The sequence below is a fragment of the Micromonospora sp. NPDC005087 genome (genome assembly GCF_042872965.1).
Classification (GTDB): Bacteria; Actinomycetota; Actinomycetes; order Mycobacteriales; family Micromonosporaceae; genus Micromonospora.
The window spans coordinates 95,260-112,636 of the sequence record NZ_JBIALB010000005.1; the positions used below are offsets into that span (position 1 = coordinate 95,260).

The window sequence follows — 17,377 nt, forward strand, 5'->3', positions numbered from 1 at the left end:
TTGCGAGCATACCTACTCGTGCGTAGGGTTACGCGCGAGTAGCCAAATCTTCCCGGAAGGCGCGTCTCATGACTGACTTCGACCCGGCCACCTTCGCCAACGTGGGCCCCAAGGAATTCGCCCAGCTGGTCAAGTCCACCCCGGACGACAAGATCGCCCAGGTGATGTCCGGTGATCTGCGCGGCAAGGTCCTGGGCGAGGTGTTCGACCGGATGCCGTCGCTGTTCCGCGCGGACCGGGCCGGCTCCACCAACGCGGTCATCCACTGGGTCATCACCGGTCGCCCGGACGGCGGCAGCGACACCTACGAGGTGGTCATCGCGGACGGCAAGTGCGACGTGAACGAGACCCCGCAGCACGACCCGAAGCTGAGCCTGACCATGGGCCCGGTGGAGTTCCTGAAGATCGTCTCCGGTGGCGCCAACCCGGTGATGATGTTCATGACCGGCAAGTTGAAGGCGAAGGGCGACCTCGGTCTGGCCGCCAACATCGCCAACCTGTTCGACATCCCCAAGGCCTGAGATGGCCGAGTTCTCGCTCGACCTGACCGAGGAACAGCGGGATCTGCGCGACTGGGTGCACGGCTTCGCCGCCGAGGTCGTGCGCCCGGCCGCCGCCGAGTGGGACGCGCGGGAGGACACCCCGTGGCCGGTGATCCAGGAAGCCGCCAAGGTCGGCCTCTACGGCTTCGAGTTCCTCGCCACCTGCTGGGCCGACCCGACGGGGCTCTCCCTGCCCATCGCCAGCGAGGAACTCTTCTGGGGTGACGCCGGCATCGGGCTGAGCATCTTCGGCACCGCGCTCGCCGTCGCCGCCATCTACGGCGCGGGCACCCCCGACCAGATGGTCGAGTGGGTGCCACAGTGCTTCGGCGACGTCGACTCGCCGGCCGTCGCCGCGTTCTGCACCAGCGAGCCGGAGGCCGGCTCCGACGTCGGCGCGATGCGCACCCGGGCGGTCTACGACGAGGCCACCGACGAGTGGGTGCTGACCGGGCAGAAGGCGTACGCCACCAACGGCGGGATCGCCGGGGTGCACGTGGTCACCGCCTCGGTCGACCCCACGCTCGGCTCCCGGGGCCAAGCGGCGTTCGTCGTACCGCCGGGCACCCCCGGCCTGGCCGCCACCCGCAAGCTGCGCAAGCTGGGGCTGCGCGCGTCGCACACCGCCGACGTCTTCCTCGACGACGTACGCGTGCCCGGGCGCTGCCTGCTCGGCGGCCGGGACGCCCTGCTGGAACGCCTGGACCGGGCCCGCTCCGGGCAGCGGGCCAGCGGGCAGGCCGCGATGCGCACCTTCGAGCTGTCCCGACCCACCGTCGGCGCGCAGGCGCTCGGCGTGGCCCGGGCCGCCTACGAGTACGCCCTGGAGTACGCCAAGGAGCGGGTCCAGTTCGGACGGCCGATCATCGAGAACCAGGCGGTCGCGTTCGCGCTGGCCGACATGCGGATGGAGATCGACGCGGCTCGGCTGCTGGTCTGGCGGGCCTCCTGGATGGGCCGCAACAACCGCCCGTTCACCGCCGGCGAGGGGTCGATGTCCAAGCTCAAGGCCGGCGAGGTCGCGGTGTCGGTCACCGAGAAGGCGGTGCAGTTGCTCGGCGGAGCCGGCTTCCTGCGCGACCACCCGGTGGAGCGCTGGTACCGGGACGCGAAGATCTACACCATCTTCGAGGGCACCTCCGAGATCCAGCGGTTGGTGATCTCCCGGGCGATCTCCGGAATGCAGATCCGCTGATCACAGCGGTTGGGCAGCCCGGCGGATCCGGTGCATGATCGACAGCAGAGTCCGAGGATGGGCCCCTCCGGGGGCCCATCCGTGCACCACTGAAGGAGGCCCAAGGGCATGGACCTGCCGTTCGTCGTCGCCACGCTGACCCGACGCGGCCTGCTCACCCCCGGCCGACCCATCCGCGTCGCCGCACAGCTCAACGCCCTGCGCACCTGGGGCTGGAGCCTCGCCGGTGAGCTGCGCCAAGCCGCCGCCCGGGACCCCGGCCGCCCGGCGGTGCTCGACGAGCACGGCACCCAGCTGACCTATCAGGAGCTGCTCGACCGGGCCGAGCGGCTGGCCCGCGCGCTGCGCGCCGCGCTCGGCGTACAGGCCGGCGACCGGATCGGTCTGCTCTGCCGCAACCACCACGGCCTCATCGAGACGATCGTGGCCGCGACCCTGCTCGGCGTGGACTCGGTCCTGGTCAACACCGGCCTGTCCGCCGCGCAACTGGCCACCGTCGCCGAGGAGCAACGACTGCGGGTGCTGGTGCACGACGACGAGTTCGCCGAGCTGGTCCTCGGGCTCCCGGCCGAGCTGCACCGGGTCGACGAGCGCGCCCACGCGGAGCTGATCGCCGGGGCACTGCCGGGCGAGCTGCGCCCACCGGAGCGGGACGGCCGGATCATCGTGCTGACCTCCGGCACCACCGGCTCGCCCAAGGGCGCCCGCCGGCCCACCCCGAACGGCTTCGGCCCGCTGGTGTCCATCATCGACCGGATCCCGCTGCACACCCGGGACACGGTCATGATCGCCGCACCGATCTTCCACACCTGGGGGTACGCGGCGCTCCAAGTGTCCTTCGCGCTGCGGGCCACCATCGTGCTGCACCGCCGCTTCGACCCGGCCGCCACGCTGGCAACGCTCGCCGCGCACGGGTGTGACGCCCTCTTCGCCGTACCGGTGATGCTCCAACGGCTGCTGGAGGTGCCGCCACCGGACCCGCGGCCCGCGCTGAAGGTGGTCGCGGTCAGCGGCTCGGCGCTGCCCGGCGGGCTCGCCCCGGCGTTCATGGATGCCTACGGCGACGTGCTCTACAACCTGTACGGATCGACCGAGGTCTCCTGGGCCTCCATCGCCGGTCCGGTCGACCTGCGGGAGGCACCCACCACCGCCGGCCGACCCCCGCACGGCACCCGGTTGGAGATCCTCGACGACAACGGCGAGCCGGTGCCCGGCGGCCGGGTCGGCCGGATCCTCGTCGGCAACGAGATGCTGTTCGAGGGGTACACGTCAGGCGCGACCCGGGAGACCCACGACGGCCTGCTCGACACGGGCGACCTCGGCCGGGTCAACGCTGACGGCCTGCTCTTCGTCGACGGCCGCGCGGACGACATGATCGTCTCCGGTGGTGAGAACGTCTTCCCGTCCGAGGTGGAGGACCTGCTCGCCCGGCTTCCGCAGGTTCGTGAGGCCGCGGTGATCGGAGTGCCCGACCCGGAGTACGGCCAGCGGCTCGCCGCGTTCCTCGCCCTGCACCCCGGCGAGACGCTCGACCCCGAGGCGGTCCGCGAGTATGTCCGGCACTACCTGGCCCGCTTCTCCGTACCCCGTGACGTGATCTTCGTGAAGTACCTGCCGCGCAACGCCACCGGCAAGGTGGTCAGCCGCGAACTGCGCCGCTACTACGGCTGAGCCCGGTCAGGGATAGAGCGTCAGGCCGGGCGTGGTGGCGATGGCCGTCAACTGCTCCATGCTGATCAACCGCGGCGGGGCGGGATCCAGCGAGCGGGGACCGTCGGGATTCTTGTCGAGGTTCTCTACCATGGTCAGGAAGTTGCTGGTGCTCACCAACACGTGGGTGCCGTCGGTTCGCCACACCTGCGCCGAACGCTGGTCCACCCCCTTGTGCATCGGATTCAGCGCTGTGCTGGTAGTGAGAAGGCTGCCATCCGCAAGACGGGTGCTCGTGCAGCTGCTGCCATCCGTCACGGCATCGCATCCCCGCGGCTCGTCGACACCCGCCGGGCCCAGCGTCACGGACAGATCCTCGACCTGCTCTCCCCTCCTGACTTCCGGGCTGGTCCCGTAGGACGGCGTGCTCGGGGAGTAGCGGAACTGGACCAGGTCACAGGTGGGCTGCCGATTGGTGATTGTCAGCCCGGCCGGCAGGTGCTCCTCCAGGGCCCGTCGCAGCACGCCGGTCAGCCGGGCCACGCCCTCGTCGGGTGGCTCGGTCGGGCGGGCGCGCACCGTGTCGTACGTCTGAAGTGGCGGTTCGGGCCGATTGGACGGCCGTTTCCATTCCGCACAGAGCGACGGGCCGGCGGACGGTGAGCCGCCCGGCAGCTTCAGAGTGTCCGGAACCGGCCCGACCACCAGTGCCGATGTCAGCGCGAGCGCGACAACCGCCGTCCCCGTACCCGCCATCGCCCAAGCACGGTGGCGGCGGTGCTGCCGGTCGTCGGCGATCAGCCGGTCGACGTCGATTCCGGTGGGCGGCGACGACGCCACCGCCGCGCGCATCTGGTCGGAGAGTTCATCCATCGGTGCCTGCCTCCTCGGCTCGCGCCGACGCACCGACGAGGCGCCCCCGCAGCGCCTCGATCGCCCGCGCCGACTGGCTCTTGACGGTGCCCGGGGTACAGCCCAGTTCGCGCGCGGTCTCCTCGACGGACAGGTCGCAGAAGTAGCGCAGCACGAGGACCGCGCGCCGGCGTGGTGGCGGCTCGGCCAGCAGGGCGAGGATGGTCAGCCGGTCCGCCGTGCCCTCGGTGCCGCCGCCCGTCGCCGGACGGTCCGGCACCTCCGCCCAGGCGGCCTCCCGCCGCCAGGGCCGGCGCCGCTCGTCCAACCAGACCCGCAGGAGGGTACGGCGGACGTATGCGTCCGGACTGTCCATCCCGGACACACGGCGCCAGTGCCGGAGCAGCTTCACCAGCGTCGCCGACACGAGGTCGTCGGCCGTGTGCCAGTCACCGCAGAGCAGGTACGCGGTGCGGCGCAGCGGCTCCAGCCGCGCACCCACGTGCTCGCGGTAACCCTCGATGTCGGCCGGCAATCCAGCCACCTCCTCGCCTCACGGTTCAAACGGAGGCGGGACGGGCGAGGGTTGCCCGAATCAGCCGGGAATTCTGATCCGGCCGTCGATTGCAGCGGCGGCGATGTCGGTGCGGTGCTGCGAGCCGGCCAATTCCACCCCGTCCACCAGGGCGTACGCGGCAGCCCGTGCGGCGGCCAGGTCGGTGCCGGTGGCCGTACCGCAGAGCACCCGGCCACCGGCGGAGACCAGGGCCCCGTCGTCGGCTCGGCGGGCGGTGCCGGCGTGGATGATGCCCGGCCGGTCCGCGCCGGTGATCACGTCGCCGGTACGCGGCGCGGCCGGATAGCCCTCGGCCGCGAGCACTACGGTGACCGCGGCGCCGGACCGCCAGCGCAGCGGCGGGTGCCCGGCCAGCGTGCCGGTGGCCGCCGCGTGCAGCAGCCCGCCCAACGGCGTCTCCAGCAGCGCCAGCACCACCTGGGTCTCCGGATCGCCGAACCGGGCGTTGAACTCGATCACCCGGGGGCCCGCAGCGGTCATCGCGAGCCCGACGTAGAGCAGGCCGCCGAACGGGGTGCCGCGGCGGCGCAACTCGCCCAGGGTGGGGTGGACCACGTCGCGCATGACCTCGTCGACCAGGCCGGGCGAGGCCCAGGGCAGCGGCGCATACGCGCCCATGCCTCCAGTGTTCGGGCCGGTGTCGCCGTCGCCGATCCGCTTGAAGTCCTGCGCGGGCAGCAGCGGCAGCGCCGCCTCGCCGTCGGTCACCACGAAGAGGCTGACCTCCGGCCCGTCGAGGAACTCCTCGACCACGACCCGGCCACACTCGCGGGCGTGCGCCAGCGCGACGGACCGGTCGTCGGTGACCACCACGCCCTTACCGGCGGCGAGCCCGTCGTCCTTCACCACGTACGGCGCGCCGAACTCGTCCAGCGCCCGTCCGGTGCTCTCGTCATCCGTGCAGGTGTAGGCCCGCGCGGTCGGGACACCGGCGGCGGTCATCACGTCCTTGGCGAACGTCTTGGAACCCTCCAGCCGGGCAGCCTCGGCCGACGGCCCGAACACGGCGATGCCCTTGGCGCGTACCGCGTCGGCGACCCCGGCGACCAGCGGCGCCTCCGGCCCGATCACCACGAGGTCCGCCGCGGTCTCCACGGCCAGCGCGGCCACCGCGGCCGGGTCGGTCGGAGTCACCGCCCGCAGCTCGGCCACGCTGGCGATCCCCGGATTGCCCGGCGCCGCGATCAGCGCGGTAACGGCCGAATCGTTGGCCAACCCGAGCGCGAGCGCATGCTCCCGCCCCCCACCACCCACCAGAAGAACCCGCACGACCCAGGATCCTACTGTCCCCCACCCCCACCCCCGTTGATCATGGGGTTGGCGGGCCCATTGGCGATCCACTGAGCCGCCAACCTCATGATCGACGAGAGCGGGCGGCGGCGAGGGCTTGGCGGACTGTCCAGGGGATGTAGTCCGGCTGGAGGGTGTCCGACCAGGTGAAGCGGAGGACGGTCCAACCGGCGTTGACCAGGCGGTTCTGACGGCGGCGGTCGGCGAAGGCCGCCTGCGGCGAGGCGTGCGCGTCCCGGCCGTCGGCCTCTGCGATCACCCGCGGGGCGCGCCAGCCGAGGTCGCCGATTCCGAGCAGATAGCCGTCGACGTCGCGGATCTCTAGCTGCAACGCGTCGGGCGGCACTGCCGTCGACGCAGCGGAGTCGGGTACGGGTCTCCAGCGGCGACTGCGCCCGCCCGTCCGCCTCTGCCAGACAGACCCGCGCCGCGACCGCACCCCGCCGGCCGCAAATCAGGCTCGGGATCATCGCCAGTTGCGCTGAGGTGAGCCGGCCCTGGTTCAGTGCTGAGTCGAGGACGGAGACCGCTGGGTAACGATCGACTTGGAGAATGACGTCGGAGACGTTCTGGAGCGGGGAGGTGGCACGGACACCCGCGACCACGGTGATGTCGCCGGGACCGACGGTCAACTGGTGCACGACGAGCCACGGCGCCAAAGCGCGCTGGGATCGTGGCCGGTCAATCGCAACCGAGACGTGAACCTGCGAAGCCCGGCGAAGCCCCGCGATGCCGTACAGCTCCAGTGCGGTGTCGAAGACAGCGAAGGCACCTGGGCCAAGGCTTGTCACTGCTGCCCGAACCCGCGCCCGGTGCAATGCCGCGTCACTCAACTCGGCGGTCGGCACGAAACAGCTCCGGACGAGGCGTTGCCACCTGCCGGATCGGCAAAGCTGTCGGACCTGGTCCCGGGTCAGGCCGGCGCGTAACGCTTGCGCCAGGGTGACCATCCCATCCTGCTCGGCCGCGACGTCGCGAAGAAGCTGGTGTGGTCCCACCGCCCCACTCTGCCCACGCACCCCACCCCACCAAAGCCCCTGTGGATAACCCCCACAACCCTGTGGAGAACCAGTTCCCACACAGTTGACCAAGAGGTTCGCGTCAGTTTGGAGCCGGATCCTGACGCAAACCTCTTGATCAGCGGGGTGAGAGGCCGGGGGGCCGGGGGCCCGGGGTGGGGTTAGGGGAGGAGGGGGTGGAGGAGGACGTTTTCGTCGCGGCCGGGGCCTACGCCTACGACGCTGACTCTGGTGTTGCAGAGTTCCTCTACGCGGGCGATGTAGCGGCGGGCGTTCTCCGGCAGTTCGTCAGCCGTGCGGGCCTTGGTGATGTCTTCCCACCAGCCGTCGAGCTCCTCGTACACGGGCGTGGCGTGGTGGAAGTCCGTCTGGCTCATCGGCATGTCGTCGACCCGGACGCCGTTGATCTCGTAGCCGACGCAGATCGGCACCTTGGGCAGCCCGGTGAGCACGTCCAGCTTGGTGATGACCAGGTCGGTGACGCCGTTGAGGCGGCAGGCGTACCGGGCGACCACCGCGTCGAACCACCCGCACCGGCGTTCCCGCCCGGTGGTCGTGCCGTACTCCGCGCCGATCTTGCGGAGGTGCTCGCCGCTGGCGTCGAACAGTTCGGTCGGGAACGGGCCCGCGCCGACCCGGGTGGTGTACGCCTTGCTCACCGCGATCACCTTGCTGATCGCGGTCGGCGGGATGCCGGCACCCACGCAGGCGCCACCGGCCGTCGGGTTGGATGACGTCACGAAGGGGTACGTGCCGTGGTCCATGTCGAGCATGGTGGCCTGGGCGCCCTCGAGCAGCACCGTCTCGTGCCGGTCCAGCGCGTCCCAGAGCATCGCCCGGGTTTCGGCGATGTACGGCTTGAGCCGCTCCGCGTATCCCAGGTACTCCTCGACGGTCGCCTCGAGGTCGATCGCCTTGCGGTTGTAGACCTTGAAGAGGATCTGGTTCTTCTCGCGCAGCGCGAGTTCCAGCTTCTTGCGCAGGATGCCCGGGTCGAGCAGGTCCTGGAGCCGGATGCCGATCCGGGCCACCTTGTCGCCGTACGCCGGGCCGATGCCCCGGCCGGTGGTGCCGATCCGGGACGAGCCGAGGTACCGCTCGATCACCCGGTCCAGCGCCCGGTGGTGCGGCATGATCAGGTGCGCGTCGCCGGAGATCCGCAACCGGGACACGTCCACGCCCCGCTCGGCCAGCCCGTCGATCTCGGTGAGCAGCACCTTCGGGTCGACCACCACGCCGTTGCCGATGACGATCATCGCGCTCGGCGAGAGCGCGCCGGAGGGCATCAGGTGCAGTGCGTACTTCTGGCCGTCCGGGGTGATCACCGTGTGGCCCGCGTTGTTGCCACCGGAGTAGCGCACGACGTAGTCGACCCGCTCACCCAGCAGGTCGGTAACCTTGCCCTTGCCCTCGTCGCCCCACTGAGCGCCGAGGAGCACGATCGCTGGCATCTTTTCCGCCTCCAGAAGGCTCGGGTGCCAGGTGGCGACCGGTTGGCGAGCCCGGGGTGTCAGGTTAACAAGTAGTGACGGCGCGGCCGGCAGGGGTCGCGGCGAGAGGCAGGAGGCTCCTTCGGTGTACGACGTGGTGCTGCTCACCCTCGGTTCGGAGCGGGACGCTTCCGGGGGGTGCGGCAGCGGCGGGACCTGCTGCGGCGGTGCGACCGGAGCCGACACCGACCCGGTAACCGGCGGTGACACGACCGGCGGTGACACGACCGGCGGTGACACGACGGGTGACGGCGGTGGGGCGCGGGGCGATGCGGACGGGTGCGCCACCGAGCGGCCCCGGGTGCCGGTGCTGGCCTGCGCCGACGCCCTGACCGCCCGGGGCGCCCGGGTGCAGACGGTCACCGCGCGTTCGGACGCCGAGATCGACGAGGCGCTGTCCCGTCTCGACGGTCCGCCGCGCCCGGACGGCCTCACCTGGCCGGACCCGGACGGCAAGACCCGGCTGGTCGTCGCCACGGCCAGCGACGGGCAGTTGCGCGCAGTGCTGCGCCGGCTGGTCCGGCGGTACGCGCCAGCGCCGAGCCGCCGCCCGGCGGACCTGCCCGCTGATCGAACCCTGCCCGACCTGCCCCCGGTTGCCGTACTCCCGCTCGACCCGGCGCGCGGCGGCACCCACCGGGACCTGGCCGCGCAGCTCGGGCTGCCCCGCGACCCCGCTGCGGTGGCCGCCGCGGTGCTGGACGGCACGCCGCGCCGGCTGGATCTGCTGCGAAACGACGGCGGCTCGGTGACCCTGGACGGCGCCCTGTTCGGCGCCGCCGACGACGCCGGCCGGCCGCTGCACTGGCGGGCCCGGGTCGAGGTGGACGACACCGTCCTCACCGACGGTGACGAACTGTTGCTGGCCTGTGCGATCGGTAACGCCGGTGGGTACGCGATGCTCGACGACGTGACGCTGCTGGCCGCGCCGGACCCGGCCGACGGCCAGGTCGAGGTCGCGGTGGCCGTGCCGGTGGTCGGCCGCTCGGCGCTGGGCAGGAAGCGGGTACGCCTGGAGGTGCGGCGTGCTCGCGGGCGGGCGGTGTCGGTGCTGCCCCGGGAGGGAAAGGTGCCCTACCTCGACGACGGTGTCGAAGGCGAGCTGACCCGGAAGCGGTCCTGGTGGATCGAACCGGGCGCCTGGGCGATCTGGGCGATCTGACCCCGGCTGCGCCGACCGACCCTCGTCGGCCGGTGGGCCTATCCTCGCAGGAGGACTGGGGAGGAACCGTAATGGACGAGAACGCCGACCGGGCGCAGCTGCCCGGCCAGCAGCCGGTGCCGGAGCGGGACATCGAACCACTCTGGCCACCGGATCCGGCCGACCCGGGAGCGGATGCCGCGGCACCGCCATGGGCGTCGATCTCCGAGCAGCGAGGTGGCCCGCCGTCGGCCGCACCGCCGTCGACCGTGCCGCCACCTGTGGCCGCGCCGCCGATGGGCCGTCCTCCGGTACCCGGGCAGCCCGGGGCAGCGGCGCGGACTCCACCGTCACCGTCCGACTATCCGTCGCTCACGGGTGCCGTGCCGGCGCCCGGCGGCTGGGGCGTCACCGGCCCCTCCGGCGGCGCGTCGGGCTGGGCCCCGGCCCGGCCGAGTTGGCCACCGCCGGCCGACCCACCGACCCCCGACGCTCCCGGCGGGACGGCTGACGACGCCCGACCGACGCCGTCGACCACCGGTGCCGCGCCCAGCACCCCGGCGACCGGCCCAGCCCCATCGACCGGCCCTACCCCGGCTACCAGCCCGGCCCCGGCTACCAGCCCTGCCCCGGCGACCGGCGCGGTGGTCGGGGCCGCCGGTTCGGCGACCGGCTCGACCAGGCCCGCGAGCAGCAGCACCGACACACCCGGCGGCAACGGTGGCCCGGCCAGCGCCGCGACACCGAGCACCGCGCTGACGGCCACGAACAGCCCGCCCGGGCCGGCAGGCAACGCGTCCGCGGCAGCCAGCTCCACGCCCGAGGCGGCCAGCGCCACGCCGCAGGCACCCGGCCCCGCGCCACAGGCAGCCAGCCTCGCGCCGCAGGCGGCCGGTCCCACGTTCGAGGCAGCCAGCGCCACTCCGCAGGCAGCCGGTCCCGCGCCGCAGGCAGCCACTCTGCCCGGGTCGGAGCCTTCCGCGTCGGGAACGGCACCGGGGCGGGCCGACAATCCGGGTCCGGTCGCCGTCCCGGCCCCGCCGATCGTGCCGGGTGGCGTCGACCTGGACCTGCCGTTCTCCCTGGACCGCCCGGCGGCGTCCGCCGCGCCCGCCGCCGGCCCGGATCCGGTCGCACCGGCAGCACACGAAGTCGCGACCGCGGACCCCACCACGGCTGGGCCGGCGGCGAGCCGGGCCGGCACCGGTGAGGACGGATCTGCCGGAACGGCACGGCCGGCGACCGAGTCGCCCTGGGCGTATCCGCCGCAGCGGCCGGCCGGCGCGACCGGGACGGCCCACGACGAGGCGGCCGCCGGAACGCCGCCGGTCCCCGCGCCTCCCGTCCCACCGCCACCGCACCCGGCCGCCCCGAACGCCGGGCCCGGCCAGACGCACCCCGGCCAGACGTATCCCGGCCAGACGTATCCCGGCCAGGCGTATCCCGGCCAGGCGTACCCGCCGGCGATCCCCGGTCAGGCCGGCCCGGCACCGATCCCGCCCCCGCCCGGCCCGACGCAGTTCGCCGAGCCGCCGCACGGCAGCCCGGCGCCGCAGCAGGCTGGCCCGGTGGCCCCGCCTCCGGGGCCGTTCCCGCCGTCGCCGGGCTGGTATCCGCCACCCTGGCAGCAGAGCGCCCCCGGAGCACCCCCAGCGCAGCCGCAGTCGTATCAGGAGGCCGCGGGGGTGACCCGGGTGCCGGCCACCGGCTATCCGGACGCCACCTGGGAGCCGGAGACCACCGCGGCGCCGACCGCGGAGGACTTCGCCCGGCGCCGACAGGTACGGCCGGCCGATCCGGTGGCCACGATGGGCGTCCGCGCGGTGGTCAACAAGATGGGGCTGCTCCGGCTGGCTCCCGGGCGGCACGAGCAGGAGCTCAAGCGGGACATCGAGATGGTGCGCCGCAACTTCGGCGGGCTGCGGCAGGTGACCGTGGTCAATCCCAAGGGCGGCGCCGGAAAGACCGTGGCCATCCTGCTGCTCGCGATGACGTTCGGCCAGAAGCGCGGCGGCTACGTGCTGGCCTGGGACAACAACGAGACCCAGGGCACTCTCGGGATGCGGGCCCAACAGGACTTCCACTCCCGCACGGTGCGCGACATGCTGCGCGACCTCGGGCAGTTCCAGGGCGCCCACGGGCGGGTCGGCGATCTGTCGCAGTACGTCCGCTCGCAGGGCGAGGGGATGTTCGACGTGCTCGCCTCGGACGAGTCGGCCACCGGCGGCGAGATGCTCACCGCGGCCGCGTTCGCCGAGATCCGCGAGGTGGTCAGCCGGTTCTACAAGCTGATCTTCGTGGACACCGGGAACAACGTCCGGGCGCAGAACTGGCAGGCCTCGATGGACGCCACCGACCAACTGGTCGTCACCATGTCCGCCCGTAACGACTCGGCGGAGACGGCCGCCCGGATGCTCGACCACCTCGAGCAGAGCGGCCGGCAACGGCTGGTCCGGCAGGCGGTGACGGTGGTGTCGATGCCACCGTCCCGCAAGGAGATCGACCTACCGGCCATCCAGGAGCACTTCGCGGCCCGGACCAGGGCGGTGCTGCTGGCGCCGTACGAGCGGCTCATCGACAGCGGCGAGCCGATCCGGTACGGGGGGCTCTCCTCGGCCACCCGGGACGCCTGGCTCAAGATCGCCGCCGCGGTCGCCGAGGGTCTGTAGCCCGCCGTCGGCCGGCCCGGACGTGTGCCGGACCGGCCGTCGGGTCGGGTGTCAGTTGCTGGCCAGCGCGTCCGCCGCCGCCGGGTCACAGTCGCGGAGGAACTGGGCGCAGCGGGCCGCCTCGTCGGCCTCGCCGATCTCGTCGGCGGCCCGGGAGAGCACGTACAGGCAGCGGAGGAAGCCCTGGTTCGGCTCGTGCGACCACGGCACCGGGCCGTGGCCCTTCCAGCCGCTGCGGCGCAGCTGGTCCAGGCCCCGGTGGTAGCCGGTGCGCGCGTAGGCGTACGCCGTCACCACCTGGCCCTGCGCGAACGACCGGGCCGCGAGCTCGGCCCAGGCGGCGCTGTAGGTCGGGAATCGGGCCGCCACCTCGGCGTACGCCTGGTCGCTGGCTGCCTGTTCGGCGGCGGCCAGGGCTGCGTCGGCCTCGTGGTTCGCGGGTAGGAGGGTGGCCGGTGGCTCTGGCAACAGGTTCTGCATCGTCCCATTCAACCCGCTGGACAGGGCGACACGCGAGCGGGTCGGCCGACGTGCTCCGCTGAACGGCTGAGGAGTTGGTCACGCCTGCGGCCTATGCCGCCGCCAGGTGTTTTCCACTACAACTAATGGTCCGGAGCCTCCCCAGGACCCGGTTACGCAGGAGCCCGGTGGCCACGGCCGCCGGGCTCCTGTCGGTTCCGCCCCGGCCCGGGGTTTGGCTGGTCCCGGCGGACGGGCAGGATGGCCGGGTGCCGACCCCACCTCCCGCGGACATCATCGAGCCGCACCTGCACGTCAACGAGGTCCAGACCCGCGACGAGTTCGACCAGCAGCTGGCCACCGGCCGCCTGACCGGCCTGACCGTGCAGGGGCTCCGCCTCGACCTGGCCCCGGTGCCCGACCTGACCGGCGTCGAGGTCACCGGCACCCTCTTCGTCGGCTGCCGGTTCGCCTCCCGGGAGGTCGGCGCCGACCTGGTCCGGCGTGGGGCGAACGTCGTGCCGCCGTTCTCCGGGCTGCCGTACCCGACCCAACCGGCGCACCTCTACACCCCGGAGGAGCTGGCCGCCGGGTTCGCCGAGGGCGGGTTCACCGGGATGTACGACACCCGGGTGTACGAGCACTACCGGGCGCACGGCGGCGCGCTGCCGGACGTCAAGGAGGCGCTCGGTCAGCGTCTGCACGACCACGGCGTGGACAACGCGTTGACCGACGCCACCCGGGCCTGGCTGGACGAGCACGGGCCGCAGTCGGTGGTGGGCATCATGGGCGGGCACGCGGTGCGGCGCGGCAGCCCGGCGTACCGGATGGCGGCCGTGCTGGGTTGGGAGCTGGCCCGGGCCGACCGGCTGGTGGTGACCGGCGGCGGTCCCGGGGTGATGGAGGCGGCGAACCTCGGCGCCTACCTGGCGGACCAGCCGGCGGCGGAGTTGACCGCGGCGATCGACCTGCTGGCCACCGCGCCCGACTTCACCGACCACCAGCGGTACACCGCCGTGGCGCTGACGGTCCGGCAGCGGTACGCGGGCGTGCCCCGGCAGCGCGGCGCCGACGCGGGATGGGCGCGGGCCGGCGGGCTGGCCATCCCGACCTGGCTGTACGGGCACGAGCCGGCGAACCTGTTCGCGGGGCGGATCGCCAAGTACTTCTCGAACGCGATCCGGGAGGACACCATCCTGCGGCTCGCCCGGGGTGGCATCGTGTTCGCCCCCGGGCGGGCGGGCACGGTGCAGGAGGTGTTCCAGGCGGCGACCAAGACCTACTACGGCACCGACGGTGTCAGCGGCGCCTACGTCTTCCTCGACCGGGCGTACTGGACCCGGGAGCTGCCGGTGGAGGCGCTGTTGCGCCCGCTGCTGGCCGCGTCCCCGTTCGGCGACCTGTCGTCGACGATCCACCTGACCGACGACGTCCGCGAGGCCGTCCGCCTGCTCACCGCGTCCGCCTGACGAAACGACGACGGCCGGCTCCCCGAGGGGGCCGGCCGTCGGTGGGACGTCGTTACTTGGACATCGTGGTGCCGGTGGAGCGCAGGTGCTCGCACGCCTCGACGACCCGGGCGGCCAGGCCGGCCTCGGCGGCCTTGCCCCAGGTACGCGGGTCGTACTGCTTCTTGTTGCCGACCTCGCCGTCGATCTTCAGCACGCCGTCGTAGTTGCGGAGCATGTGGTCCGCGACGGGCCGGGTGAAGGCGTACTGGGTGTCGGTGTCGATGTTCATCTTCACCACGCCGTAGTCCAGCGCCTCGCGGATCTCGCTCAGCAGGGAGCCCGAGCCGCCATGGAAGACCAGGCTGAGCGGCTTGTCCTTGCCGTACTTCGCGCCGACCGCGTCCTGGATCTGCTTGAGGATCTCCGGCCGGAGCTTGACGTTGCCCGGCTTGTAGACGCCGTGCACGTTGCCGAAGGTCAGGGCCGCCATGTAGCGGCCCTTCTCGCCGAGGCCGAGCGCCTCGACCATGGCCAGGCCATCCTCGACGGTGGTGTAGAGCTTGTCGTTGATGGCGTTCTCGACGCCATCTTCCTCGCCACCGACGACGCCGACCTCGATCTCAAGGACGATCTTGCCCTTGGCGGCCTCGTCGAGGAGCTGGGAGGCGATCTGCAGGTTCTCCGCCACCGGCACGGCCGAGCCGTCCCACATGTGCGACTGGTACAGCGGCTGCTCGCCCCGCTTGACCCGCTCCTGCGAGATGCCCATCAGCGGCCGGACGAAGCCGTCCAGCTTGTCCTTCGGGCAGTGGTCGGTGTGCAGCGCGATGTTGACCGGGTACTTCTTGGCCACCTCGTGCGCGTACGCGGCGAACGCCACCGCGCCGGTGACCATGTCCTTGATCGAGGGGCCGGACAGGTACTCGGCGCCACCGGTCGAGACCTGGATGATGCCGTCGCTCTCCGCGTCGGCGAAGCCCTTGAGCGCCGCGTTCAGCGTCTGGGAGGAGGTGACATTGATCGCGGGGTACGCGTACCGGCCAGCCTTGGCGCGGTCCAGCATCTCCGCGTAAGCCTCGGGGGAAGCGATGGGCATATCGAACGCTCCTTACTTACCACTCTCGGCCGTGCTGGCCGCTGTTGTTCACGGGTGCGCCGGACCGCGCTGTCCTCCGCCCGGCAGTATCCCGTAGGTGAGGTGCGCCGAAACAACCGACCCGGCCCTGGCCCACCCGTCGGGCGGTGGCAAGGGATCCGGTCACCGGTTGCCCAGGCGGTCCGGCACGATGACGCTGATCAGCCAGGTGACCACGGTCATCACGATGGCGCCCCAGAACGCCGCCCAGAAACCGTCCACCTGGAACGGCAGGTCGAGCCCGCGGGCGATCCGGTCGGTGAGCAGGAACAGCAGCGCGTTGACCACCAGCGCGAACAGGCCCAGGGTCAGCAGGTAGAACACGCAACCGACGACCTTGATCACCGGTTTGAGCACCGCGTTGATCACGCCGAAGATCAGCGCGACCACGATCAGCGTGAGCACGGTGTTGCCACCCGAGCGTCCGTGCACCTCGACCCCGGGCACGATCAGCGTGGTCACCCACAACGCGACCGCGGTGATCGCCAGCCGGATGAGGAAGCCCACGGCCCCATCCTGGCACCGGGCCGCGCCGCCCATGGGTGATTCGACCGACTCGACTTCCGCGCGGCGCCGGCACAGCCCGTACGGTGGGTGGGAACCGTGCACCGAGCCCCCGGGAGGAACGATGGGTCAGCCCGATGAGGACTTCACCCCCGGCGACCACCTCGCCCCGGACGAACGCGACCCCGAGGCGGAGCCGGCCGACGCGGTCGAGCAGGCCGCGGTGGTCGGCCCCGCCGACGTCGACGGCGAGCCGCACCGCGGCCTGGAGGTCGACGACTGGGACGCGATGGAGCAGGCCCGGGTGGTCACCGGGGACGAGGACGACTACCGCTGAATCAGCGGCCGGCGTCGACCAGCTTCGGGTGACGGGCCGTCCATTCGTCGAGCCGGTCCTCCCGCAGCGCGGTCAGGAACTCCGGGGCGAGCTTCGGGTTGAGGCGCAGGTACCGGTCCTGCCCTGTCGGCTCGACGACCGGCAGGCTGAGCCCGACCGGCTCGACCGATCGCAGCGCGGGGACGAGCCGCAGCAGGTCCAGCACGGCGGCCCGGTCGGGTGACACCACGAGGTCCGGGCCGACGGCGGCCAGCAGTCTGGTGAGGCGTACCGGATCGGTGAGCACGCCCTGGTCGGTGGCCTGGCGGACCAGACCGGCAGCGAAGAGCCGGGCGTTCCGGTCCCGGTCGTGGCCGCCCTCGGGCAGACCGTAGCGCTGGCGGAGCAGGTCGACCGACGCGGCGCCGCCGAGACGCTGACAGCCCGCCGGGAAGACCCGCTTCGTGTGGACGGAGAGCACCCGCTCGGGCAGACAGACCGGCACTCCGCCCACGGCGTCGGTCAGCGCGCGCACGGTGGGGTACGTCAGCACCACACCAGCGTCCACCCGGATCCCGGTCAACTCGGTCACCGTACGCCGAGTCAGCTCGTAACCCTTGGTCATCTCCGGCCGGGTGAACCCGGCACCGAACGGAAACGCGGCGTTCAACTTGTTGGTGCCGTAGCCCGGGATCGGCACCCCCAGGTCACGCGGCAGCGAGATCAGGTACGGACGACTGTGGTCGGCCGGGATGTGCACCAACAGCATCGCGTCAGTTCGCGACACCTCCCGCCGGTCGCCGTCGAGGCCGAGCAGCAGGATGTTCAGCGCGCCCGTCGGCACCGGCCGACCGGACTCGCCGATCAGATCGGCGGCGGGCGGCGGTCCGGCGCGCTCCGGAGTCAGCAGGGGCACCCCGATCCCCAGTGCACCGAGCAGCGCCAACGCCGCACTGCCGGCCTGCCACCGGCGGCGACGACGCCGCCGCCGGGTCACCAGGCGGTCGATCGTGGCCCGCAGCGGACCGGTCGGCGGGGTCATCGGTTCGTGCCGGGCGAAGGCGGCACGCAGGTCATCCTCGATCAT

General features: G+C 72.5%; 17 protein-coding genes. 7 read left to right on the forward strand and 10 right to left on the reverse strand.

The window, feature by feature from the left end:
• The first annotated feature begins 68 nt into the window (after window positions 1-68).
• The 3 genes from ACFYPS_RS14265 to ACFYPS_RS14275 all read left to right on the forward strand — a co-directional run bounded on the left by ACFYPS_RS14265 (window position 69) and on the right by ACFYPS_RS14275 (window position 3,408).
• A complete protein-coding gene (locus ACFYPS_RS14265) occupies window positions 69-521 on the forward strand; it encodes an SCP2 sterol-binding domain-containing protein (RefSeq protein WP_354966488.1) in 453 nt (150 codons plus the stop codon).
• Between the two features lies 1 nt (window position 522).
• The gene (locus ACFYPS_RS14270; protein ID WP_354966487.1) at window positions 523-1,737 is read left to right on the forward strand and encodes an acyl-CoA dehydrogenase family protein; all 1,215 of its coding nucleotides are present in this window, start codon (window positions 523-525) and stop codon (window positions 1,735-1,737) included.
• A gap of 108 nt (window positions 1,738-1,845) precedes the next feature.
• The gene (locus ACFYPS_RS14275) at window positions 1,846-3,408 is read left to right on the forward strand and encodes an AMP-binding protein (protein ID WP_354966486.1); all 1,563 of its coding nucleotides are present in this window, start codon (window positions 1,846-1,848) and stop codon (window positions 3,406-3,408) included.
• Window positions 3,409-3,414: 6 nt separating this feature from the next.
• Here ACFYPS_RS14275 and ACFYPS_RS14280 read toward each other — a convergent pair whose 3' ends face one another.
• The 5 genes from ACFYPS_RS14280 to ACFYPS_RS14300 all read right to left on the reverse strand — a co-directional run bounded on the left by ACFYPS_RS14280 (window position 3,415) and on the right by ACFYPS_RS14300 (window position 8,576).
• The gene (locus tag ACFYPS_RS14280; protein ID WP_354966485.1) at window positions 3,415-4,239 is read right to left on the reverse strand and encodes a hypothetical protein; all 825 of its coding nucleotides are present in this window, start codon (window positions 4,237-4,239) and stop codon (window positions 3,415-3,417) included.
• Between the two features lie 13 nt (window positions 4,240-4,252).
• Window positions 4,253-4,783 carry a SigE family RNA polymerase sigma factor gene (locus tag ACFYPS_RS14285; protein WP_387324725.1) on the reverse strand — a complete coding sequence of 177 codons (531 nt, stop codon included), beginning with the start codon at window positions 4,781-4,783 and terminating at the stop codon, window positions 4,253-4,255.
• Window positions 4,784-4,834: 51 nt separating this feature from the next.
• Complete coding sequence (gene purD / locus ACFYPS_RS14290; RefSeq protein WP_354966484.1) at window positions 4,835-6,085, reverse strand: phosphoribosylamine--glycine ligase; 1,251 nt, start codon at window positions 6,083-6,085, stop codon at window positions 4,835-4,837.
• An 85-nt stretch (window positions 6,086-6,170) separates the two neighbouring features.
• Window positions 6,171-6,452 carry a DUF559 domain-containing protein gene (locus ACFYPS_RS14295; protein WP_354966483.1) on the reverse strand — a complete coding sequence of 94 codons (282 nt, stop codon included), beginning with the start codon at window positions 6,450-6,452 and terminating at the stop codon, window positions 6,171-6,173.
• 834 nt (window positions 6,453-7,286) lie between these two features.
• Window positions 7,287-8,576: an adenylosuccinate synthase gene (locus ACFYPS_RS14300; protein WP_354966482.1), complete on the reverse strand. Its 1,290-nt coding sequence runs from the start codon at window positions 8,574-8,576 to the stop codon at window positions 7,287-7,289.
• A 124-nt stretch (window positions 8,577-8,700) separates the two neighbouring features.
• Between ACFYPS_RS14300 and ACFYPS_RS14305 the strand changes: the two genes are divergently transcribed.
• Window positions 8,701-9,777, forward strand: coding sequence for a hypothetical protein (locus ACFYPS_RS14305; RefSeq protein WP_387324728.1), 1,077 nt, complete (start codon window positions 8,701-8,703; stop codon window positions 9,775-9,777).
• A gap of 340 nt (window positions 9,778-10,117) precedes the next feature.
• On the opposite strand, the gene ACFYPS_RS14310 is transcribed toward ACFYPS_RS14305, so the two are convergent.
• Entirely contained in the window at window positions 10,118-10,594 is a 477-nt protein-coding gene (locus ACFYPS_RS14310) for a hypothetical protein (protein WP_354966480.1), read from the reverse strand.
• Between ACFYPS_RS14310 and ACFYPS_RS14315 the strand changes: the two genes are divergently transcribed.
• On the forward strand, window positions 10,512-12,425 hold the full coding sequence (locus ACFYPS_RS14315) for a chromosome partitioning protein (RefSeq protein ID WP_387325155.1): 1,914 nt from the start codon (window positions 10,512-10,514) through the stop codon (window positions 12,423-12,425). The genes ACFYPS_RS14310 and ACFYPS_RS14315 overlap by 83 nt on opposite strands.
• 51 nt (window positions 12,426-12,476) lie before the next feature.
• On the opposite strand, the gene ACFYPS_RS14320 is transcribed toward ACFYPS_RS14315, so the two are convergent.
• The gene (locus tag ACFYPS_RS14320; RefSeq protein WP_354966478.1) at window positions 12,477-12,905 is read right to left on the reverse strand and encodes a DUF3151 domain-containing protein; all 429 of its coding nucleotides are present in this window, start codon (window positions 12,903-12,905) and stop codon (window positions 12,477-12,479) included.
• 248 nt (window positions 12,906-13,153) lie between these two features.
• On the opposite strand from ACFYPS_RS14320, the gene ACFYPS_RS14325 reads away from it, so the two are divergent.
• Entirely contained in the window at window positions 13,154-14,353 is a 1,200-nt protein-coding gene (locus ACFYPS_RS14325; RefSeq protein ID WP_354966477.1) for a hypothetical protein, read from the forward strand.
• 52 nt (window positions 14,354-14,405) lie between these two features.
• Here the strand turns inward: ACFYPS_RS14325 and fbaA are convergent, their stop codons facing one another.
• Together fbaA and ACFYPS_RS14335 are read right to left on the reverse strand one after the other, a co-directional pair.
• A complete protein-coding gene (fbaA, locus tag ACFYPS_RS14330; protein ID WP_089018268.1) occupies window positions 14,406-15,431 on the reverse strand; it encodes a class II fructose-bisphosphate aldolase in 1,026 nt (341 codons plus the stop codon).
• A gap of 162 nt (window positions 15,432-15,593) precedes the next feature.
• Window positions 15,594-15,977 carry a phage holin family protein gene (locus ACFYPS_RS14335; protein WP_354966476.1) on the reverse strand — a complete coding sequence of 128 codons (384 nt, stop codon included), beginning with the start codon at window positions 15,975-15,977 and terminating at the stop codon, window positions 15,594-15,596.
• A 121-nt stretch (window positions 15,978-16,098) separates the two neighbouring features.
• On the opposite strand from ACFYPS_RS14335, the gene ACFYPS_RS14340 reads away from it, so the two are divergent.
• Window positions 16,099-16,311, forward strand: coding sequence for a hypothetical protein (locus tag ACFYPS_RS14340; RefSeq protein WP_354966475.1), 213 nt, complete (start codon window positions 16,099-16,101; stop codon window positions 16,309-16,311).
• 1 nt (window position 16,312) lies between these two features.
• On the opposite strand, the gene ACFYPS_RS14345 is transcribed toward ACFYPS_RS14340, so the two are convergent.
• Complete coding sequence (locus tag ACFYPS_RS14345; RefSeq protein WP_354966474.1) at window positions 16,313-17,377, reverse strand: LCP family protein; 1,065 nt, start codon at window positions 17,375-17,377, stop codon at window positions 16,313-16,315.

Bases quoted from the DNA above. Each gene is read 5' to 3' on its own strand.
- ACFYPS_RS14275 (WP_354966486.1), top strand. From the start codon at position 1,846: ATGGACCTGCCGTTCGTCGTCGCCACGCTGACCCGACGCGGCCTGCTC.
- ACFYPS_RS14340 (WP_354966475.1), top strand. From the start codon at position 16,099: ATGGGTCAGCCCGATGAGGACTTCACCCCCGGCGACCACCTCGCCCCG.
- ACFYPS_RS14345 (WP_354966474.1), bottom strand. From the start codon at position 17,377: ATGATCGAGGATGACCTGCGTGCCGCCTTCGCCCGGCACGAACCGATG.
- ACFYPS_RS14270 (WP_354966487.1), top strand. From the start codon at position 523: ATGGCCGAGTTCTCGCTCGACCTGACCGAGGAACAGCGGGATCTGCGC.
- ACFYPS_RS14300 (WP_354966482.1), bottom strand. From the start codon at position 8,576: ATGCCAGCGATCGTGCTCCTCGGCGCTCAGTGGGGCGACGAGGGCAAG.
- ACFYPS_RS14320 (WP_354966478.1), bottom strand. From the start codon at position 12,905: ATGCAGAACCTGTTGCCAGAGCCACCGGCCACCCTCCTACCCGCGAAC.
- fbaA (WP_089018268.1), bottom strand. From the start codon at position 15,431: ATGCCCATCGCTTCCCCCGAGGCTTACGCGGAGATGCTGGACCGCGCC.
- ACFYPS_RS14280 (WP_354966485.1), bottom strand. From the start codon at position 4,239: ATGCGCGCGGCGGTGGCGTCGTCGCCGCCCACCGGAATCGACGTCGAC.
- ACFYPS_RS14265 (WP_354966488.1), top strand. From the start codon at position 69: ATGACTGACTTCGACCCGGCCACCTTCGCCAACGTGGGCCCCAAGGAA.